Origin of the sequence: Pedobacter ginsengisoli (assembly GCF_002736205.1) — a bacterium.
In the GTDB taxonomy this organism is placed as follows: Bacteria; Bacteroidota; Bacteroidia; order Sphingobacteriales; family Sphingobacteriaceae; genus Pedobacter; species Pedobacter ginsengisoli_A.
The window spans coordinates 4,587,607-4,605,652 of sequence record NZ_CP024091.1; the positions used below are offsets into that span (position 1 = coordinate 4,587,607).

18 protein-coding genes are annotated in these 18,046 nt (G+C 37.9%); 5 read left to right on the forward strand and 13 right to left on the reverse strand.

Features of this window, described 5'->3' with window-relative positions; all coding sequences use genetic code 11:
• The first annotated feature begins 47 nt into the window (after positions 1-47).
• The gene (locus tag CPT03_RS19165; RefSeq protein WP_048908338.1) at positions 48-365 is read left to right on the forward strand and encodes a rhodanese-like domain-containing protein; all 318 of its coding nucleotides are present in this window, start codon (positions 48-50) and stop codon (positions 363-365) included.
• Positions 366-368: 3 nt separating this feature from the next.
• On the forward strand, positions 369-557 hold the full coding sequence (locus tag CPT03_RS23005; protein ID WP_099440336.1) for a DUF6358 family protein: 189 nt from the start codon (positions 369-371) through the stop codon (positions 555-557).
• Here the strand turns inward: CPT03_RS23005 and CPT03_RS19175 are convergent.
• On the reverse strand, positions 544-1,581 hold the full coding sequence (locus CPT03_RS19175) for a dipeptide epimerase (protein ID WP_099440337.1): 1,038 nt from the start codon (positions 1,579-1,581) through the stop codon (positions 544-546). The genes CPT03_RS23005 and CPT03_RS19175 overlap by 14 nt on opposite strands.
• Positions 1,582-1,669: 88 nt before the next feature.
• Here CPT03_RS19175 and CPT03_RS19180 point away from each other — a divergent pair, with 88 nt between their 5' ends.
• The gene (locus CPT03_RS19180) at positions 1,670-2,638 is read left to right on the forward strand and encodes a hypothetical protein (protein WP_099440338.1); all 969 of its coding nucleotides are present in this window, start codon (positions 1,670-1,672) and stop codon (positions 2,636-2,638) included.
• Here the strand turns inward: CPT03_RS19180 and CPT03_RS19185 are convergent.
• The 3 genes from CPT03_RS19185 to CPT03_RS19195 all read right to left on the reverse strand — a co-directional run bounded on the left by CPT03_RS19185 (position 2,635) and on the right by CPT03_RS19195 (position 5,695).
• Positions 2,635-3,252 carry a rhomboid family intramembrane serine protease gene (locus tag CPT03_RS19185; RefSeq protein WP_099440339.1) on the reverse strand — a complete coding sequence of 206 codons (618 nt, stop codon included), beginning with the start codon at positions 3,250-3,252 and terminating at the stop codon, positions 2,635-2,637. The two genes, CPT03_RS19180 and CPT03_RS19185, sit on opposite strands and share 4 nt — an antisense overlap.
• 2 nt (positions 3,253-3,254) lie before the next feature.
• Positions 3,255-4,955, reverse strand: a complete 1,701-nt coding sequence (locus CPT03_RS19190; RefSeq protein ID WP_245869896.1) for a M14 family zinc carboxypeptidase — start codon at positions 4,953-4,955, stop codon at positions 3,255-3,257.
• A gap of 62 nt (positions 4,956-5,017) precedes the next feature.
• Positions 5,018-5,695, reverse strand: coding sequence for a hypothetical protein (locus CPT03_RS19195; protein WP_099440341.1), 678 nt, complete (start codon positions 5,693-5,695; stop codon positions 5,018-5,020).
• 67 nt (positions 5,696-5,762) lie between these two features.
• Between CPT03_RS19195 and pepT the strand changes: the two genes are divergently transcribed.
• Positions 5,763-7,016 carry a peptidase T gene (gene pepT / locus CPT03_RS19200; RefSeq protein WP_099441190.1) on the forward strand — a complete coding sequence of 418 codons (1,254 nt, stop codon included), beginning with the start codon at positions 5,763-5,765 and terminating at the stop codon, positions 7,014-7,016.
• Between the two features lies 1 nt (position 7,017).
• On the opposite strand, the gene CPT03_RS19205 is transcribed toward pepT, so the two are convergent.
• The 5 genes from CPT03_RS19205 to CPT03_RS19225 are packed head-to-tail and all read right to left on the reverse strand — an operon-like array spanning position 7,018 to position 10,338.
• Positions 7,018-7,434 (reverse strand): DUF6691 family protein, encoded by a 417-nt coding sequence (locus CPT03_RS19205; protein WP_099440342.1) that lies wholly within the window; start codon positions 7,432-7,434, stop codon positions 7,018-7,020.
• A 9-nt stretch (positions 7,435-7,443) separates the two neighbouring features.
• Positions 7,444-8,001: a YeeE/YedE family protein gene (locus CPT03_RS19210; RefSeq protein ID WP_099440343.1), complete on the reverse strand. Its 558-nt coding sequence runs from the start codon at positions 7,999-8,001 to the stop codon at positions 7,444-7,446.
• Positions 8,002-8,006: 5 nt separating this feature from the next.
• Positions 8,007-8,696, reverse strand: coding sequence for a class I SAM-dependent methyltransferase (locus CPT03_RS19215; RefSeq protein WP_099440344.1), 690 nt, complete (start codon positions 8,694-8,696; stop codon positions 8,007-8,009).
• 27 nt (positions 8,697-8,723) lie between these two features.
• On the reverse strand, positions 8,724-10,121 hold the full coding sequence (locus tag CPT03_RS19220; RefSeq protein WP_099440345.1) for an MBL fold metallo-hydrolase RNA specificity domain-containing protein: 1,398 nt from the start codon (positions 10,119-10,121) through the stop codon (positions 8,724-8,726).
• Positions 10,122-10,131: 10 nt separating this feature from the next.
• On the reverse strand, positions 10,132-10,338 hold the full coding sequence (locus tag CPT03_RS19225) for a hypothetical protein (RefSeq protein ID WP_099440346.1): 207 nt from the start codon (positions 10,336-10,338) through the stop codon (positions 10,132-10,134).
• Positions 10,339-10,443: 105 nt separating this feature from the next.
• Between CPT03_RS19225 and CPT03_RS19230 the strand changes: the two genes are divergently transcribed.
• A complete protein-coding gene (locus CPT03_RS19230) occupies positions 10,444-10,794 on the forward strand; it encodes a hypothetical protein (protein ID WP_099440347.1) in 351 nt (116 codons plus the stop codon).
• Here the strand turns inward: CPT03_RS19230 and CPT03_RS19235 are convergent.
• Genes CPT03_RS19235 through CPT03_RS19250 form a run of 4 tightly spaced genes read right to left on the reverse strand, consistent with a single transcriptional unit; the run spans position 10,778 to position 18,035 of the window.
• On the reverse strand, positions 10,778-13,264 hold the full coding sequence (locus CPT03_RS19235) for a TonB-dependent receptor domain-containing protein (RefSeq protein ID WP_099440348.1): 2,487 nt from the start codon (positions 13,262-13,264) through the stop codon (positions 10,778-10,780). The two genes, CPT03_RS19230 and CPT03_RS19235, sit on opposite strands and share 17 nt — an antisense overlap.
• Before the next feature lie 9 nt (positions 13,265-13,273).
• On the reverse strand, positions 13,274-14,401 hold the full coding sequence (locus tag CPT03_RS19240) for a PepSY-associated TM helix domain-containing protein (protein WP_099440349.1): 1,128 nt from the start codon (positions 14,399-14,401) through the stop codon (positions 13,274-13,276).
• Positions 14,402-14,425: 24 nt separating this feature from the next.
• Positions 14,426-15,628 carry a DUF4374 domain-containing protein gene (locus CPT03_RS19245; protein WP_099440350.1) on the reverse strand — a complete coding sequence of 401 codons (1,203 nt, stop codon included), beginning with the start codon at positions 15,626-15,628 and terminating at the stop codon, positions 14,426-14,428.
• Positions 15,629-15,650: 22 nt separating this feature from the next.
• On the reverse strand, positions 15,651-18,035 hold the full coding sequence (locus CPT03_RS19250) for a TonB-dependent receptor (protein ID WP_099440351.1): 2,385 nt from the start codon (positions 18,033-18,035) through the stop codon (positions 15,651-15,653).
• Between the last annotated feature and the right edge of the window lie 11 nt (positions 18,036-18,046).

An 18,046-nucleotide genomic window follows, 5' to 3' on the forward strand; every position in this document is an offset into this window, starting at 1 on the left:
GATACTTGCGTAACTTTATCTAAGTTTGAAAAAATCAAAATAATATGATTAAGGAAATAACAGTTGAGGAACTTAAAGCAAAGATTGATAATAACGAAGATTTTCAATTGATTGATGTGAGAGAGCCCTTTGAATACGAAACGTCGAACCTTAATGGGTTAAATATCCCTTTAGGCGGTATTTTAATTGAAGCAGATAAAGTTGCTACCGATAAACCGGTAATTATGCAATGCAGAAGTGGCAAAAGAAGTGCTGCGGCTGTAATGCAGTTGGAACAACAACTTGGTTTAACCAATTTGTATAACCTTAAAGGTGGTATCCTGGCATGGCAAGAAGCGTTTGATCCTGATATGCCTGTTTACTAGGATATGTGGAAGAAAATAGCTTTAAACGTTTTTTATAACCTGGGGATTATCCTATCAGGTTACGGCGTATTCTGGGCTTTTAATAATCAGAAATATCTAGTTGTGGCATTATTTGTGGCTACTGCAGGATTTTTTCTGTATCAAAAGCTACAGCTTATGAAAGAGATGCGAAGTAACCTTAAAAAGAAGTAAAAAGATCTTTAGGAATACCTTCCAGGCCCAGACCAGGGAGGTATTTTAATAAGTACTTGCCATCGGCCATTTCCGGAGCTTTAAAAGGATTGTTTTTGGTTAGCCATGGCCCATCTAAATCAACCCAATCACACAGCGGTGCAAGAGCAATCCCTGCCTGAGTAGCACATGAAGTTTCGCTCATACAACCCATCAAAACCTTCATTCCAAACGAACGCGCTTTTAGGATCATTTGGTGAGCTTCATACATGCCTGCACTTTTCATCAGTTTTACATTAATGCCGTGATAAGCACCTTTTAGGCCATCCAGATCTGTTAAGCGCTGCACTGCCTCGTCAGCAAGTATAGGTATTGGACTTCTGCCTGTTAGCCAGGCATTCCCATCAAGGTTTGCCTTGTCCATTGGCTGCTCTATTAGTAACGCTCCCTTGTCGTGCAGCCAGTAAATCATGTCAATAGCTTCAGCTTTATTTGCCCAGCCTTGATTGGCATCTATATACAAAGGCAAGTTGCTTACGCTTCTAATTGTATTGATCAGCTCTTTATCGTTCTCGCGGCCTAGTTTTACTTTTAGTACTTTAAAGCTTTCGGCATCCGCTACTTTTTCTCTTATAACTTCTGGGGTGTCAATACCGATGGTATAAGAAGTTACAGGCATTTTTTTCGGGTCAGCGTTGTAAATTTCATAACAAGGTTTGTTTAAAATCTTGCCATTTATGTCGTTAAAAGCAATATCTATCGCTGCTTTTATGGCGGGGTGGCCATGTTCAATTTCATCCAGATATTTTATGATTCCAGCAAAATCAAAAGGATAGGCAAATCTTTTCCACTCTACCTTGTTTAGAAAGGCACTGGCGCTTTCCATACTTTCGCCCATATAAGGAACCATTGATGCCTCTCCGTAACCAATAATTCCTTCGTAATTAAGACTGATGAGCATAATAGGAGTACTAGTTCTTGAGAATTTTGCAATAGAAAATGGATGTTTTAATTCCAGTTGATAGGGTTTGGAGTTTACCTGCATGAGCTAAAAAAGCTTTAAGTAATATCAAAGTTAAAAAAATAGGAGCTGCAGCTAATGTAAAAATAATATGCCTAATATTGCGCCTTGTATGAATAGCACGATATATCAACCGTTTAAAAACTTCGATTTTAAGTATAAAAACTGCTTTCTTAGCGGAGATACATTCTCTACGCCTATAACTGAGATAGGTATTTTGCCAGAATGGCTGTTAGGAGTAGCTAATTTTAGTGGAGAGGAGCAAATTAAACTGCTTGATGAAAGTATTCGGTCATACAATAGCTTAAAAGTTCCATGCAATACTGAAGTATTAACTCATTTCATTGAACCTCTGGAAGAGAAGATTCATGATGCGTTTTTAAAGGGATATGAAGGTGTTTCTAAACTTGACGAAGTTGATCTGTTCAGGTGGATAGGTAAGATGATGTATAGCCTTATTTATGTAGAGATGCATGCGGCTGTCCGCCAACAGCAATTAAGTGCCGACGGCGTAAATATGTCACAGGGACTGATGCATAAATTCGGGAACCTTCACACCATGATTCAGGGGATTTATACTGATGTGGTATTTGAAGATTTTACACCATGGTCAATAGTTGTGGTTCCATTAGAACAACATGATACGGCCTTTAGTTTTAGAGACGAAATCAACACGATGACCTTTTCGTTGAAATTAAAGGACTTTGGGATTATAGCCTGTTTGCAGGATAATGGCACAAATAAAAAATACCATCATGAACTGCTGGATCAGATAGGTAATACCGCACTCTCACCACAGCAATTTGAAGAACTTTGTGCAAGGTTCTTTTATTCGGCCTATTTGTTTAACAGGTTGCCTGAATATGCAATATTGCCGGTTGAAGGATCTATTTATATCGATGCAATGCCATTAAGGGGCACTCTAAATAAGGCTCTATTTGATCATTGGCAACATAAAACTTATGCCCAGGTTTTACAGGATTTTTGGAAACCATGGGATCATACTCTTTTTGAGATCATTAAAGATCCTACAAATCCAATCAGTTATTTTAATCCATCTAGCTTACCCGCTACTACTTAGCCTATTTTTGTAAGCAGCTGACTTAAGAAGTGAGGAATTACTCCCGGAACAATAAGTACAGTAACAATTAAACCTGTAAGCGCACCAAAAAAGTGAGCATCATGGTTTATACTGTCTCTGGAATGTTTAGATGCATATACACAATATGCCAGGTATAATGGGCCAAATATGATTGCCCAGATCGGAATAGGCAATGGAAATATAATCATTGAAGAGAAGGGCTGAAATAAGATGTAGCTAAATAATACAGCACTTATTGCCCCTGATGCACCCAGGCTATTGTACCACATATCGTTCTTGTGTTTTATAACAGATGGTATGTCACTTAAAATTAAACCAAAAAAATAAACTATAGCAAACTGCCATGAACCTATCATCGCTTCCAATTGAAAAGCAAAGAAGAAGAAGGTCATCATGTTAAAAATCAAGTGCATCCAGTCTGCATGGATCAACCCACTCGTTAAAAGGGTATAAATTTTATGTTTTCGAGTTACACTGTAAGGGTGCAGCATGAATTTGCCAAATAACCCATGGTCATTAAAAGCGTATATACTGGTTATAATTGTAAAAACAAAGATTATTGAGGCTACAGGAGTATGCTGAAGGTATTCCATTCTTATTTAAGTGTTATTTTAGTGTCGTTTACCAGACGAGCTATGGGGTATCGGGAGTGCGTTTTTTCGTAATAATCAGAATTTTTATAGATAAAGTCAAGCTGTGCCTCAGCATTTTTACTTAAACTGCTGTCTTTAGCTTTTTGAGCCTCAAGTTTTTTTCTTATTTCAGGATTTTTCTTTAATAATTCAGCTGCAGTGTCTTCAAAAACATAAGCGCTAAAGTGCTCTTTCATTCCTAGTATCGAATCAAAGAAATTCCAGTTGAAAAACGAATCCATAGCTTGTGGTTCAAGCGTTTCAATAATATATCTGTTAACGCGCTGGTTTGTATAGACTACAAAGTCGCCTTCGTAAAACTGCAAAGTCTGTTTTATAGGATTAACTTTTACGTTAGAGTGTAGGTAATGCCCCTCAAACGGACTACTCATTGTTTTATAATCTGTAACATAATACGACTCAACATCAATCTGAGTGTCTTTTTGCAATTGCTGTACCTTCACATTGTTAAGCTTTAATAACCCAACAACTTTATCCCATGCTTTTGGTATAATGTAAGCAATGGGCTTTGTAACAGAAACAGATGGCTTGTAAGTATTCCAGTATTTAATGATTTTAGTATGTGGTTCATTTCTGTCGTAGTACAAACGATCTATTCCACTTACTTCACTTGGTTTTTGCTTTGCTGTATATCCCTTAAATTCCAGATCTTCTGAAACAGTCTCGTCCAGTATCCATGTTATTGGAAATGTAGTTTGTTTTGCAACCTGTTCATCTGCTTTTCGTTTGTTCTCTCCGATTATCTTTGCGTCTCGTACTACAACATTAATATAGATCTGCAAAAGCTTATATGTGGCATCAACTCTTTTGTCATAATCTTTTAGCATGTGGGTTTCTGGCATAAACCCAATAGTATTGTGTAAAGTTGTGTACCCGGTAGAATACCTTGCTGATTCTAAAAAACCGGTAATGCCGGCATCAGGTGTTTCTTCAACTGAATTTACGTAGGGGATCATCTCATAACCTGAATTTTTCATTTCGGTATAAAGGGTTGGCAACATAGTTTTAGTCATGTATTCCGATAATACAGGATTTAACTTATCCTTATGAGTAGGTATAAGTGTCATTACATATTGGTAGTCTGCACCATTACTGGTGTGTGTATCTACAAATATTTCGGGCTGCCAGATATTAAAAATCTCCTGAAAAGAGTACGCATTTTTGGAATCTGTTTTTATGAAATCCCTGTTCAGGTCGTAATTTTTACTGTTTCCCCTAAAGCCATAAGCTACGGGGCCATTTTGATTTGCTCTTGATGTGCCTGTTCGGTTAAAACTGCCGTCTATGTTGTAAACCGGAATGATGCAAATTACTACATCTTTAGGTAACAAATCTCCTTTCAATAAATCTCTGGCCAGCATCATACTGGCATCTATGCCTTCCGGCTCTCCGGGGTGTATTCCGTTGTTTATTAGTAAAATACGGTTGTTGCTTTTTCGTATAGCAACGGGATCAAATATTTTATCTTTTGATAAAACCAAAAGATGCAGAGGTTTGCCAAAGTCTGTGTTACCGTAGCTAAGTAACTTTGCTTGTTCATATGTTTTGTCTAATTGCTCATAATGCTTAATGGCTTGGTAGTAAGTAGCAGTTTCTTTTTTGCCGCTTAATTCATAAGGCGTTAGTTGTGCTGATGTATCCATTGCAGTTATTAAAAGTAAGAGGATAAGATAGTGCTTCATTTATAGCTGGGACGAATCCTGTTTTAGTATAATGTTTTTCTGGAAAGTCCCATTAGTCCAAACTGATACCTGATACCAATAGAAAAATAGGTATATATATCCGTATAAGTATTTGGTTTTCTGTCTACACCGGCAGGGGGCGAATAAAACTCTTCGTAGCCATCAAGGCCATCATCAAGGCTAAGGTTAGTTTGGTAGTTTACATTTATTCCATATCTATAATATCCGGATTTATCAGGGAAATAATAGGTGTAGCCAATATTAAGCGGTATAATAATGTCTTTGGTTTTTGGTGTTTCGGCACCGCTTACATTATTTAATACTCCACCTAAGCCAGCTCCCAGATAAAGCCCTTTCATTGCATTAGAAAAACTATTTCTTCTGTAGTCAATTACAGCTCCTAAATATATCTTCCCATTTATCGTAAATGATTTGTAAGAATTGACAAAGCTTTTTTTATCAAGATTACCACCTTCTCCTTTAATCCTACCTATCTGTCCTTCTCCTCCCAGACTAATAAACGGAGTGAAGAAGAATTCGCCAACCCCATAAATAGATTTTCCAAACTTGTGCTTTTCATAGTCCATAAACGACTGGGTAAGTCCACCACCACCACCGAGGCTAAGTTTATAAAAATTAGATTGCGCTGTAGCGGTTAAACAAAGTAAAGTAGCCAGAATGGAGATAAATGTTGTTTTCAAAGTTTCTTCTTTAAGTTTCGAACCTATTTAATAATCTTATATATAACTTTGTTTTTTCTATATGAGTATGCTAAAATATCAAAATAATAACAAAACACTTCAAGGTAGGTTCACAAAGTACGTTCAGATTGATACGCAATCAGATCCATTATCGGAGACCATTCCATCGACAGAGAAACAAAAGGACCTGGGTAGGGTGCTTGTTGCGGAGCTTTTAGAAATGGGAATAACAGATGCCCATCTTGACGACTTTGGTTATGTTTATGCAACTATACCTTCTACAACAGAAAAGGAGGTACCTGTAATTTGTTTCTGTTCGCATATGGATACTTCTCCTGATTGCAGCGGAAAGAATGTAAAACCTATTATTCATCCCAATTATCAGGGACAGGACCTGGTGCTTCCTGACGATGAGACCATCATTTTAAAAATGGCAGAGCATCCTGATTTAAAAGATCAGATTGGGAACGACATTATTACCGCAAGCGGAACTACACTTCTTGGCGCCGATAACAAAGCTGGAGTTGCCGAGATTATGGAGGCAGCAGCATTTTTAATATCACATCCCGAAATTAAACACGGAAAAATCAGAATCTTATTCACGCCAGATGAAGAGATTGGACGAGGTGTAGATAAAGCAGATCTGAAGAAACTTGGTGCTGATTTTGGATATACTATTGACGGCGAAACTTTAGGCTCAATAGAGGATGAAACATTTTCTGCAGATGGTGCGGTATTAACTATAAATGGAGTAAGTACACATCCGGGGTTTGCTAAAGGAAAAATGGAAAGTGCAATAAAGATCCTGGCTGATGTAATTAGTGCATTGCCGGCAGATTGTCTCTCTCCTGAGTCGACAGAGCTTAAGGAGGGATTTATCCATCCCGTTACCTTTGGGGGAAGTGTTGAGCAGGCTGAAGCTCGCTTTATCCTTCGTGCTTTTAATGACGAAGAACTAAGTGCCAATGGAGAATTATTGGATGCAACGGTTCAGAATATTATTGAGGATTTTCCGAACTCAACTTATACGTTAAAAATAACTCCGCAATACCGCAATATGAAACAGGTGCTTGATCAATACCCTCAGGTTATTGAATATGGCATTGAAGCTATTAAAAGAGCAGGAATTGTACCTAAACAACAAAGTATTAGAGGGGGTACTGATGGTTCACGTCTTTCGTTTATGGGCTTGCCTTGTCCTAATATTTTCGCCGGAGAGCACGCTTTTCATGGTAAACAAGAATGGGCTTCGGTACAAGACATGGAAAAGGCAGTTCAAACCATTGTTAACATTGCCTCAATTTGGGAGGAAAAGGCATAGATTAATGCGGTAAACGGTTTTTCAATAATCCGTAAACAAACGTTCCCAATAGTGAGCCAATTATTACAACTATCATAACCAGGTAGCCTTGTCCGAGCAGTACAAACACTGGCCCCGGACAAGCGCCTGTAAGTGCCCAGCCTAACCCAAAAATGGTACCTCCAATTAAATACCGGCGCCATGTTTTTTCTTTATCAGTAAATGAAACTGGCTTCCCTTCAACATCACGGGCTTTCATTTTTTTCATTAGCCAAACTGCAATTATGCCTGTTAGTAAGGCTGTACCCATAATGCCAAACATATGAAACGATTGGAATCTGAACATTTCCTGAATGCGATACCAGGATATGGCTTCTGATTTACTCATAATAATGCCAAACAGTATGCCGGCAAGGATAAATTTAACTGACTTTATCATGGCTTAATGTTAAAAAAGGAGTGGAAAAATTAAGTGGGTCATTATCAGGCCGCCGATAAAAAAGCCGATAACTGCAATCAGCGAAGGGAGTTGCAGGTTTGATAAGCCACTAATTGCGTGACCTGATGTACAGCCACCTGCATAACGTGTTCCAAAGCCAATTAAAATGCCACCCCCAAGAAACATTAATAATCCTTTTCCTGTAGCCAGAAAATCCCAATTAAATAATTGCAAAGGGACTATATTTCCATCAAACCGGATGTTGATTTTTTGGAGGTCCTGAATTGTATGCTGTGATAAATTTAAAGGAACATCCGGTTGAAGCCAATTTGCAGAAATAAAGCCCCCTATTACAGACCCTAGCAGGAAAAGCAGATTCCATCGCTGTGCTTTCCAATCGAAATTAAAAAAGCTCACCCATTTTCCGGCTCCCAGTATACTGCACATGGTTCGCAGGTTTGATGAAAAGCCAAAGGATTTTCCAAAAAAGATCAGAATTATCATTATAAAACTGATTGTCAGGCCCGAGATATACCATGGCCAGGGCTGTTTAATAAATTCAAGCATACTATTTATTTGCTTAGTGTTAACCGTGCTAAATATTGATCATGATCATCTTCAAAAACTATTTCGGCATCCCAGCCAGATTGCCGGGCAATATCTATAAGTGTTTTTTGATCTACATAAACCCACTTAAACCAATTGCCTTTAATACTTTTATATTCGTATCTGAAACTTACCTCGCCATAATAACCATTAAGCGGAAAGGGAATCTCCTGGTAAAGGTATGATAGGTCTGAGCTATCAAATACCAATTGGCCATCGGGGTTTATCAGCCCCTTTACATGTTGTAAAAACGCCTTTAGCCCAGCAATTGATCCTGTCAGGCCAATGCCGTTCATCATAAACAGAAGGGTGTCGTAAGTATCTTCTTTATAGGTAAGTATGTTTCCTTCTATGGCCTGTTTTAGTCCACGTTGTTTCATAATGGCAACAGCAGGAGTAGAAATATCCATACCTGTAACATTAAATCCGCGTTTTTGCAGGATAAGAGCATGGCTGCCTACACCGGCACCAACATCAAGCACTTTTCCTTTGCACATGGCTAAAGCTGTAAGCTCCAGTTCTGGCATTTCATCCTCACCTCTGAAGTAAACATCAACCGGCATTTCTTCAGGTTCATCATAAGAGTTGTGCACCCATAAAGTTTCTGCGGGCGGTTTTGTAAACTGGTCTTTTAAAGCTTCACCGAAAACATCCATAAAGGCAAAGATAAAAACCTTTGCCTGTTATAATTGAAACTCCTGATGATATTCGGGAATGTTTACATTTTTAAAACCATTATTGAGTATGCGCTGGGCAAATTTCTGCTGTACCTCATACTCCCCATGAACAAGAAATAGCTGTTTAACTTTTGAAGGATCTTGTACCGACAAGAATTGTAACAGATCTTCGTAATCACCATGTGCACTCATAGATTTTATAGAGCGGACTTCGGCTTGCACATCGTATTCCTGACCAAATAGCCAAACCTTTTTTTGACCGGCAATTAACCTGCCTGCCAAAGAATTTGCTGTTGCGTAACCAACCATTAAAATGGTATTTTTTCGATCAATGATATTATTTCTGATATGATGCCTAACCCTGCCACCCTCAGCCATGCCAGACGAGGATATAATCACACAAGGGCGGTCATCACCATTCAGCGATTTTGATTCCTCGACACTCTCTATAAATTTTAAGCCTTTAAAATCGAATATGTCATTGTCTACTTTAAAAACCTCTTTAACGCCATTGTTGTAAACTTCAGGATGGTCTTTTAATACCTGAGTGGCCTCAAGTGAAAGGGGACTATCTACGTAATATCGAACATTTGGCAATTGGTTCTTCAGCTCAAGGCTGTTTAGGGCATAAAGAAGTTCCTGCGTACGGCCAACACTAAAGGCAGGGATAATTACTTTTCCTTTCTTAACCTCGCAGGTATTCTTAATGATCTGCAACAACATATTTTCTATAGGCTCCAGATCAACATGCAAAGAATCGCCGTATGTTGATTCCATTATAATGTAATCGGCCTGAGGAAATGTTTGCGGACTTTTCAAAAGCAGGTCGCCATAGCGTCCTACATCTCCACTAAAGGTAATGTGCGTAGTTTTCCCATCTTCATTTATCTTTAAATGGACAGCAGCACTTCCAACTATGTGTCCTGCATCAGTAAAACGAAGGTTTATGGTAGGGTCTATTATAAAGTCCTGATCATAAGGAACGGTTTTAAACTGGCTGAGGGTTTGGTTTACGTCCTTGTCTGTGTACAAGGGCATTTCCTGATCTTCTACCCGTTTAATTTTTCTGTTTGCGTATTCCGCATCCTGCATTTGTATTTTGGCCGAGTCCAATAATAAAATCCTTGCCAGATCTCTGGTTGCCGGGGTACAATATATGGTGCCTTTAAAGCCTTCAGAAACTAATTTCGGTAGTAATCCGCAGTGATCTATATGCGCATGAGATAAAATCATGTACGTAACTTTTGCAGGATCAAAACCGAAGGACTCATTCAAGCCCTCGGTAATATCGCCCATTCCTTGAAAAAGGCCGCAGTCTAATAGAATTTGAGTTTCATTACTTAGGGTAATAAGGTGTTTACTACCGGTTACAGCACGTGCTGCACCATGAAAAGCAATTTTCATTAAAAATATATTATGCTCTTACTTTTGCAATAGTGTCCTTTACTTTACCTGAAACATCTGCAAACTTATCTTTAGAAGAATCTAATAAATCGCAGAACCAATCGGTTACTTTGCCTTTCATTTCACCTTCTTTATCTGCTGATAGTATTATTGCTATTGCTGTGCCAAGAGCTACTCCTGCCAATATACCTGCAATTATTTTAGTTTCTTTCTTCATAATGATGTTCTTTTATGAAAGTTAAACAAAAATAGAGCCGAATGGTTCTCTTGTTTTACATTTTTCTTAATCTGAAAGCTATAATTGATTCGGTATCTTTAACGGATGTTAAGATCCATATCATTTATAAATATTGCTTTGGCTATTGTATACTTTTTGTTCTACTTGCTAAACAGTACATCTTATGCAATAATTGGAGTTTTTATACTAATTACTTTTAGTGCACTGACCATCAGGAATGCAGAGAAGGATATAAAACCTACAGCCTTGCACCTTGTACTTGCAGTTATGGTATTGTTGTTTGCCTTTTTTTTGGCAATATGGACCTATAATGTAGTTCTCTCCTCTTTTGAACATGACTATTTTGGTAATAGCTGGCTGTATATTACCATTAGTTCCGGTTTAATTGCAGGAATAGTAATTCAAATTATAACGTTGTTTATCCACCGCCCTTAACCCTGTTCTGAATATCCTCGCTACCTGTCTTGCGGTCTTTTTTGCTGATATTTTGATTGCCAAATCGATAAGAGAAGGAAAGCATAACACGGCGACTATCTGGTCTTTTATTGGTATACATATCTATGTTCTGATATTTTGTTTGCTCTCTGTATCTGTCAGATTGGAAGATATCATTTATCATAAGTTTAATGGTTCCTTTATCTTTTAACACAGCCTTTTGTGCACCTGTTGATATAGCATAGCTACCCTTATATTCTGAAATACCATAAACAGAGCCTGAGTAATAAAAACCGCTTAGTTCCAGTGTATAGCCCTTTCCTGCTTTAAACGAATTTTGAGAATTAAAACTAAAGCTTGTTGTATTGTTATTAAATGTGCTGTTCTGTACATTTCCTTTGTATTCATTTCGGAAAATATTTGCGAAATGAGTTCCATTCCACCAATCAAAAAATGTAGTAGAAGCGGTGAAGCTAACGCCATAGTTGATCAGTTTGCTTAAGTTTTGAGGAGATTCAAAAGTAGCATTTAATGAATCTATCTGACCACTTAGCCAGGTAATCACATCAGTAGTTCGATTGTAGTTTAACGCAGTAGTATATTTTCCCTTAAAACTGTGGCTCAATTGAAATGTATTGATCAACTCAGGCTTTAAAAAGGGATTCCCTTGATAAAAAAGAAGCGGGTCTCTGAACATTCTAAAAGGATTCAAGTCTCCGTAATCGGGTCTTTCTATTCTTCTGCTGTAGGCCGCCTGAATCAGGTGATTCGAGCCAAGCGGTTTACTAACAAAAACACTTGGAAACAGCTGGAAGTAGCTGCGGGTTAATAAAGAGTCAGTTGTTATTTGGTGCCCTTCTGTTCTTGTATACTCTCCTCTTAAACCAGCCTGCACACTAAACCCTTTAAATTCTTGATTAAAGTTTAGGTAGCCAGCATGTATCTGCTCTTTATACTTAAAATGGTTGCTTCCATTAGTATCATATTCCCAGTTCCCATTGTTTAGAATGTCGTACCGGAGGTTATTGTCAGACTGTATGAAACTGCTTTTTAAACCACTTTCTAATTTAATGGTTTTATTAAGAGGATCTGTATAGTCTACCTTAGCAAGGTAAACATCTGTTATGGCAGGTACATATCCACGTCTGCTGGTGATTGCGCCCGTTTGCCCGTCAGTAGACTGAAGCATTGTTGTTTTTAAGTTAAGCTTTGAAGTAAAGCTATTACTAGCAAAATCAGCGTCAGCAGAGAATGTTCGACCTTCCTTATTAAATTTATGAAGATAGTTAACATTGTAAGTTAAGTTTTTCCAGTTTTGCTGATCATAATTTGTTGTAGCCATCTGGTTGATTATTGATCCATCACCAGAAATTAATCTGTTTCCGGTCTTGCTGTCATGAGTATACTTACCTACATTTCCGTTTATAAGAAATCCTAATGTGTTTGAACTATCTAATTCATAATCAAGACCAAGTCTGAAATTGTTTGTGTGAAGTGGTTCGTCAGTTTCCGTATCCTGATAAGACGTTCGCGTAGGGGTACTTCCAATATTGCCATTATCATAAAAACGTCTAACAAAATCCAGGTATTCTGTTTCACCACGATAGCCATAATCATAGCTTCCATATACATTCAGTTTTTCATTTCTGTAGTTTAGGATTGTGGCACTACCGTAACGTGCATTTCTGCTGGCGCCACCGTTTAAAGAGATCGAACCATTTAAACCTGTTTTCATATTTTTCTTCATCTGGATATTGATGATTCCCCCATTTCCTGCAGCATCATATTTTGCAGATGGATTGCTCATAATTTCAATTTTCGAAATAGAAGATGAATTTGTTCCTTTTAATAAAGTGCTTAACTCTTTTGGAGAGAGGTAAGTAGATTTGCCATTAATCATAACCAATACACCCGATCGCCCTTTTAAAGAAATCTGGCCTTCATCATCTACTTTAACACCCGGTGCCCTGGCAAGAAGCTCAAGAGCTGTGTTACCTTCTGATACAATGCTGTTTTCTACATTTATTACCGTTTTGTCTATAGTCTGCTCTATTAGCTTTTTCTGAGCTGAAATTACTACAGCGTTTAGTAGTTTACTGTCTTCTTTTAATTTTAAAAGACCCAGATCAAGCTTTCTGTTTTCTACTGATATTACAAATATTTCAGTAGTAAGAGAATGGTAGCTAATCCCACTGATCTTTACCAGATATTTTCCGTCGGGAATTGCCGTAAACAAGAACTTACCTGTCGAATCGCTCAATGCTCCTTTTATCATTTTTCCATCTTCATAGAGCAAGGCTACAGAAGCATATTCTATTGAAGCCCCCTCATTATCAACTACCTTCCCGGATATGTTTCCGCTGGTTTGTGCATATCCATCGAGTTGGGCCGAAGTAAGTATTATTAATAAAATATAAGGTAAAAGAATTCCTGTAGAAAGCTTTAGGCCTTCTAAAATATATGTTTTCATAGGTTTTATTTAAGAAAGTATCGGAACGAGTTTATTCTTTTTTGCTGCTTTTTTTCTTTTGCCCCACCATACGTAGAAGCCAGTAACGGGTAGACTGGCACAAATGAGGCTGGCAAAAAAATAGATGATCTTTGTTGTAAGGCCAGCAAATGCACCTACATGCAGACCATAGTTTGACCGGCGAATCCATGATGCCGCGTCTTCATCCCTTAATCGTTTATTTGAAGCAGGTAGCTCTGCAAGGGTGTGTTGGTCCAGATAAACATCACGCCATGTTCCTCTGTACATATCCGTACAAACGTAAATTGGATCTGAGGCTTTCTCAGGAAAATGCATCAGAATATCGTGACGTTCGTGTTCAGCAATTTCATTTATACCTTTATGCCAGGCCTTATCAACCTGAGTAAGCATATTTGAGTTGGGGTTGCTTGTAGTGTCAGACAAAGCCTCTATGCGTGGCTTATTTTCTCCACCGGCCATCCAGTATACACTTTTGTTAAACCAGGTAAAACTCATCATTAGGGCTGTAAAGGCAAGGATAGCGGCTACAATTAGGGAATAAAAGCCCAGTACATTGTGCAAGTCGTAGTTTACCCGCTTAAATTTAGCCCGCCATTTTATCTTGAAGCTCTGATCGCGCCCTTTTTTATTCCACTTTTTTGGCCACCACAATATCAGTCCGCTAATCAATAGTACAAAGAAAACAAATGTGCCCCAACCAACTACCTGATGGCCTATTTTTTGAGGCAACCACATATAATAGTGTCCATCTTCAAAAAAATGAAAGATGTCTTCATGATCAACCATAGCAACCACATTTGCAGTATACGGATTTACATAAACAATAGAGTCTGATTCATGAATGCTAAGTTGTGCAGTCCGGTTTTCTCCATAATACCATATAGATTCAACTTCTTTACCCGGTAAAGCTTTTTGAACAGCTTTGTAAAGTATTGAAGGCGGCAGAAACTTATCCGCCTCCATAGTTTTTTGGGCATGTAGCCACGGTGAGCTAAAGCTTTTTATTTCTTGTTTAAACACCAGAACACAGCCAGTAATGCTTAGTATAAATACTATAATTCCGGATGCTAATCCAAACCACAAATGAAACCAGGCGTTGATTTTTTTGAAAACCATTTATAAAGTCAAAAGTTATATCTACTATTTCAGTTTTTCTATACGAAGTATGTAGTCAATACCACCTATAAATTCAACACCCTTTGTCAATTTCTCAGTAGCCGGATCATACTCCCATATGTAGTCTCTATCAACAGCGTTAACCGCAATAAAGGCTTTTCCGTCCTCAACAATTACTCCATTTACCATTCGTTCGCCCTTATCTGCAGGCAGATCTAACTTTTTAATTAGAGAACCATTTTTCACATCAATAACGGTGAAGTAATGATCAGCATCAATAGATTGCCCTGCTATGCGCGATCTTACTATAGCTTTACCATTACCGATGTACCACATTGCAGGCGCCATTTCATTGTTAGTGGAAGCAGAGAAGTTAAAGAAGTAAGTGGGATCAATTTCTGTTTGTCCGTTTTTAATCCGGTACATTACTGCCGGTGATTTATAATCATATACATTTACCGGATCTGTAATAAAGTACAGGTCATTGTTTTCATCAACAAAAGATGATGGAGCGTAAACATTTGGCCCGCCAGGTCCTGTGGTACGGATATCTGATAATGATTTTTCAACCTTCATTGTTGAGTAATCTATAACTGCAACAAATGATTTCTGGTAAACAGGCATATTTGGATACTGCGTCCAGTCGTTAGACCCAAAACCATATCCCAGAAATAACTTATTATCCCTGTATTCTGCAAAACCAATGTTATAGGTCTGAAATCCAGAAGGGATAACTTCAAGATCAAGCGTACCGGTTTTAATGGTCATTTTATCTACTTTGACTACAGCATAACGTGCTTCTCCATTGCCATCTCCAAAAATAACCAGTGTATTGTTGTCAGCCCAGGTATAAGAGCTCCAGTTTAACCATGCAAAGGGAATCTCTTTATCTATGATCAATGATCCGTTTTCTACATGATATTTTCCTAAACGTCCGCTATTGGCATTTGCATGATAGTAAAATCCATCTTTCTGAACTACATCCTGTGCATATACTTTACCGGTCATTTCTGCGCCATTGCCCTTTAAGCTAATTGTTCCGCTAGTTAATGAAGGGATGCTGGTAATGTAATAAGCGGTATTTGGCCAGCTACCTACGCATAGAATTGCAGAATATTTGGTTCCTTCTTCTACGTTACCAATGTCTCTTTTTTCGCATCCGCTAACTGATATAAGTATTAATGCAACCAGTAACAGCTTTGAGGTACAGTGAAATAATTTATTCATGTTTACTTTGTGAAATATTAATTTATTGAATGAAATATCTGAGTTTAACTGAGAATGATCTACCAGGTTTTTGCAGTTTAAAGTTGTCGTATGCAAGGTGATCTGTTAGGTTTCTGCATTCTGCAGAAATGTTATACCTGCCTTTTTGAAATGAATAGCTTAGAGAGGCATTATGGATAAATTGTGTCGGAATATCTGATTTTCCATTTGGATTTCCCTTGCTTTCCCAGGTCAGATAGAACCAGTTTACATATTGTGTAAACCAGTTAAATTGCAAGCGGGTATCTTTTCCAAGTAAATTGTCCTTACCAATTGTAAAGTCAGCATTTCCGAACAACCAGGGTTGATTAGGGATTTTATTTTTATAGGTTCCTTCAACATAGTAAGACTCTGTCTGACCTAATTTTGTTGTATTTATTGCGTTTTGATAAGTAAGGTTTAATGTGAGGGAAAGAAGCTGGGCGTAATTATATCTTACTTCAGATTCAAAACCTGTAATACGAACGCTTGATTGGTTTTCATTTTTTAGCAGTTTAGAGCGTACGTCAGGCACCGGGAAAATGAAATCTTTTGCATTGCGATAAAACCCTGAAGCCTCAATAAAAAAGGAACTCTTGTTAATTTTAAAACCGTAATACGCACCAAAATTAATATTGTCGCTACGCTCAGGTTTTAAATCCGGATTACCCTGAAGGTTTAATCCATCGCCAAACATTTCTTCTGCTTCCTGTAGCCTGTAGGTATGCTCATAAGATGCTTTTATACCCAGGCCCTGTGTTAATTTATATCTTGAAGCTACTCCATATCCAAAATTTCCAAAGGTAGTATCCATTAGTGCATAAGCACCGTTAATATATTTAGCTCTTGCTAATCCAAGATGATAGTACTTGCCAAAAAAGGTATTTACCAAGCGGTTTTCTAACAGATTCTGCTGAAAAGCAAAACCTATAATCTGTTTATTTATTAGGCCCGGAAGGCTGTCGCGATCTACCTGTAACTGATTAAAATTCTCATTTTTTAAATGATCAAGTGTATAGTTAAGATTTAATGAGTGTTTGCTGTTAATCACATAACTTAAGTTACCCATTGCATAAGTGCGCGGTCGTACAATGTTGGCAATGGTCTTAATACCGTTGCCCATTTCCGTATAACCTTTATCATACCAGGTTCCATCCCAATTGTAATTGCGGAACAAAGTGTCTGTTGTTTTGTAAGTGTCTTTGGATCTTGCCGCAAAAGCACTAAAGTTCAAACCTTCGGTAAATAAGTTGTCCTTTTTATATCTTAACGTACCACTTTTTGCATAGTTGGTTCTTCTAACTTTTCCATAAACTGTGTTCTGGTCAAAGCCGGTTTGCAGATCCTGATGTCCTTCATTATATCCGGCTCCAATAAAGAGAACATCTGCCCATGTTTTATTGGTAATGCCTACCTCTACCTGGCCTAGCGCCGACAGATAATTATCATGAAAACGTCTTACATCTGCCTTAACATACTCGGCATCGGTAACATCCGAAATGTAATTGCCCTCTCTTACACCCCCAACAACAACATCAACATCTTTCATTTTGTAGTTGTTTACAGATGAGTTTAAAAAGCCACTTCCTTTTACAATAATCCCTGTTTTCTCATGAACATACTGACCTGTAAGTGCTGATCGGTTGGTGCTAAATGATCCATAACTATGGCTTAGATCAAGATAGTTACTTACCTTCTGGTTTGTAATTACATTTACTGCGCCACCCATTGCATCAGCTCCTAATTGAACCGGTACAACACCTTTGTAAACTTCAAGGCGTTCTGCAAGGTTAACAGGAATATTATTTAATGACATCGCACTTCCCATTACATCCATTGGGATTCCATCAATAAAAAATTTTACTTGCTTTCCTGATAATCCATTGATAGAGAATTTGAAATCGGAACCTAATCCGCCTTGCTCCCTGATTCTAACACCTGTACTCCTGTTCAGAATCTGATTCAAATCGGCAGTAGTATTTGCAAACTTCTTTGTCTCAATTGCATTTACCGAAAATCCAGATTCTTTAATTTCACGTGTTTTGGTCTTCCCGTCAATAGCCACATCATTTAGTAGTCTAAGGTCTCTTTTTAGTGAAAAATTAATACTAAGCTTTTCGTTTTCCTTTAGCGTCACCCGTTTCAGTTCTGCAATGTAACCCAGGTAAGTTACCTGAATGATGTAAGCTCCTTTTGCAAGGCCAGTTAGTTCAAAATACCCTTTCGAATCAGTTGTGATCCCTGTTTTTGTATTTTTTAAAATAACTGAAGCTCCTGATATGGTGGTGGTGCTATCCTTTACAAATCCGGAGATTGAAGAATTTTGTGCAAACACATAAGAAGATAGAGAGACGAAGAGAATTGAAAGTAGAATTTTACGATATAGCATTATTTTAATAT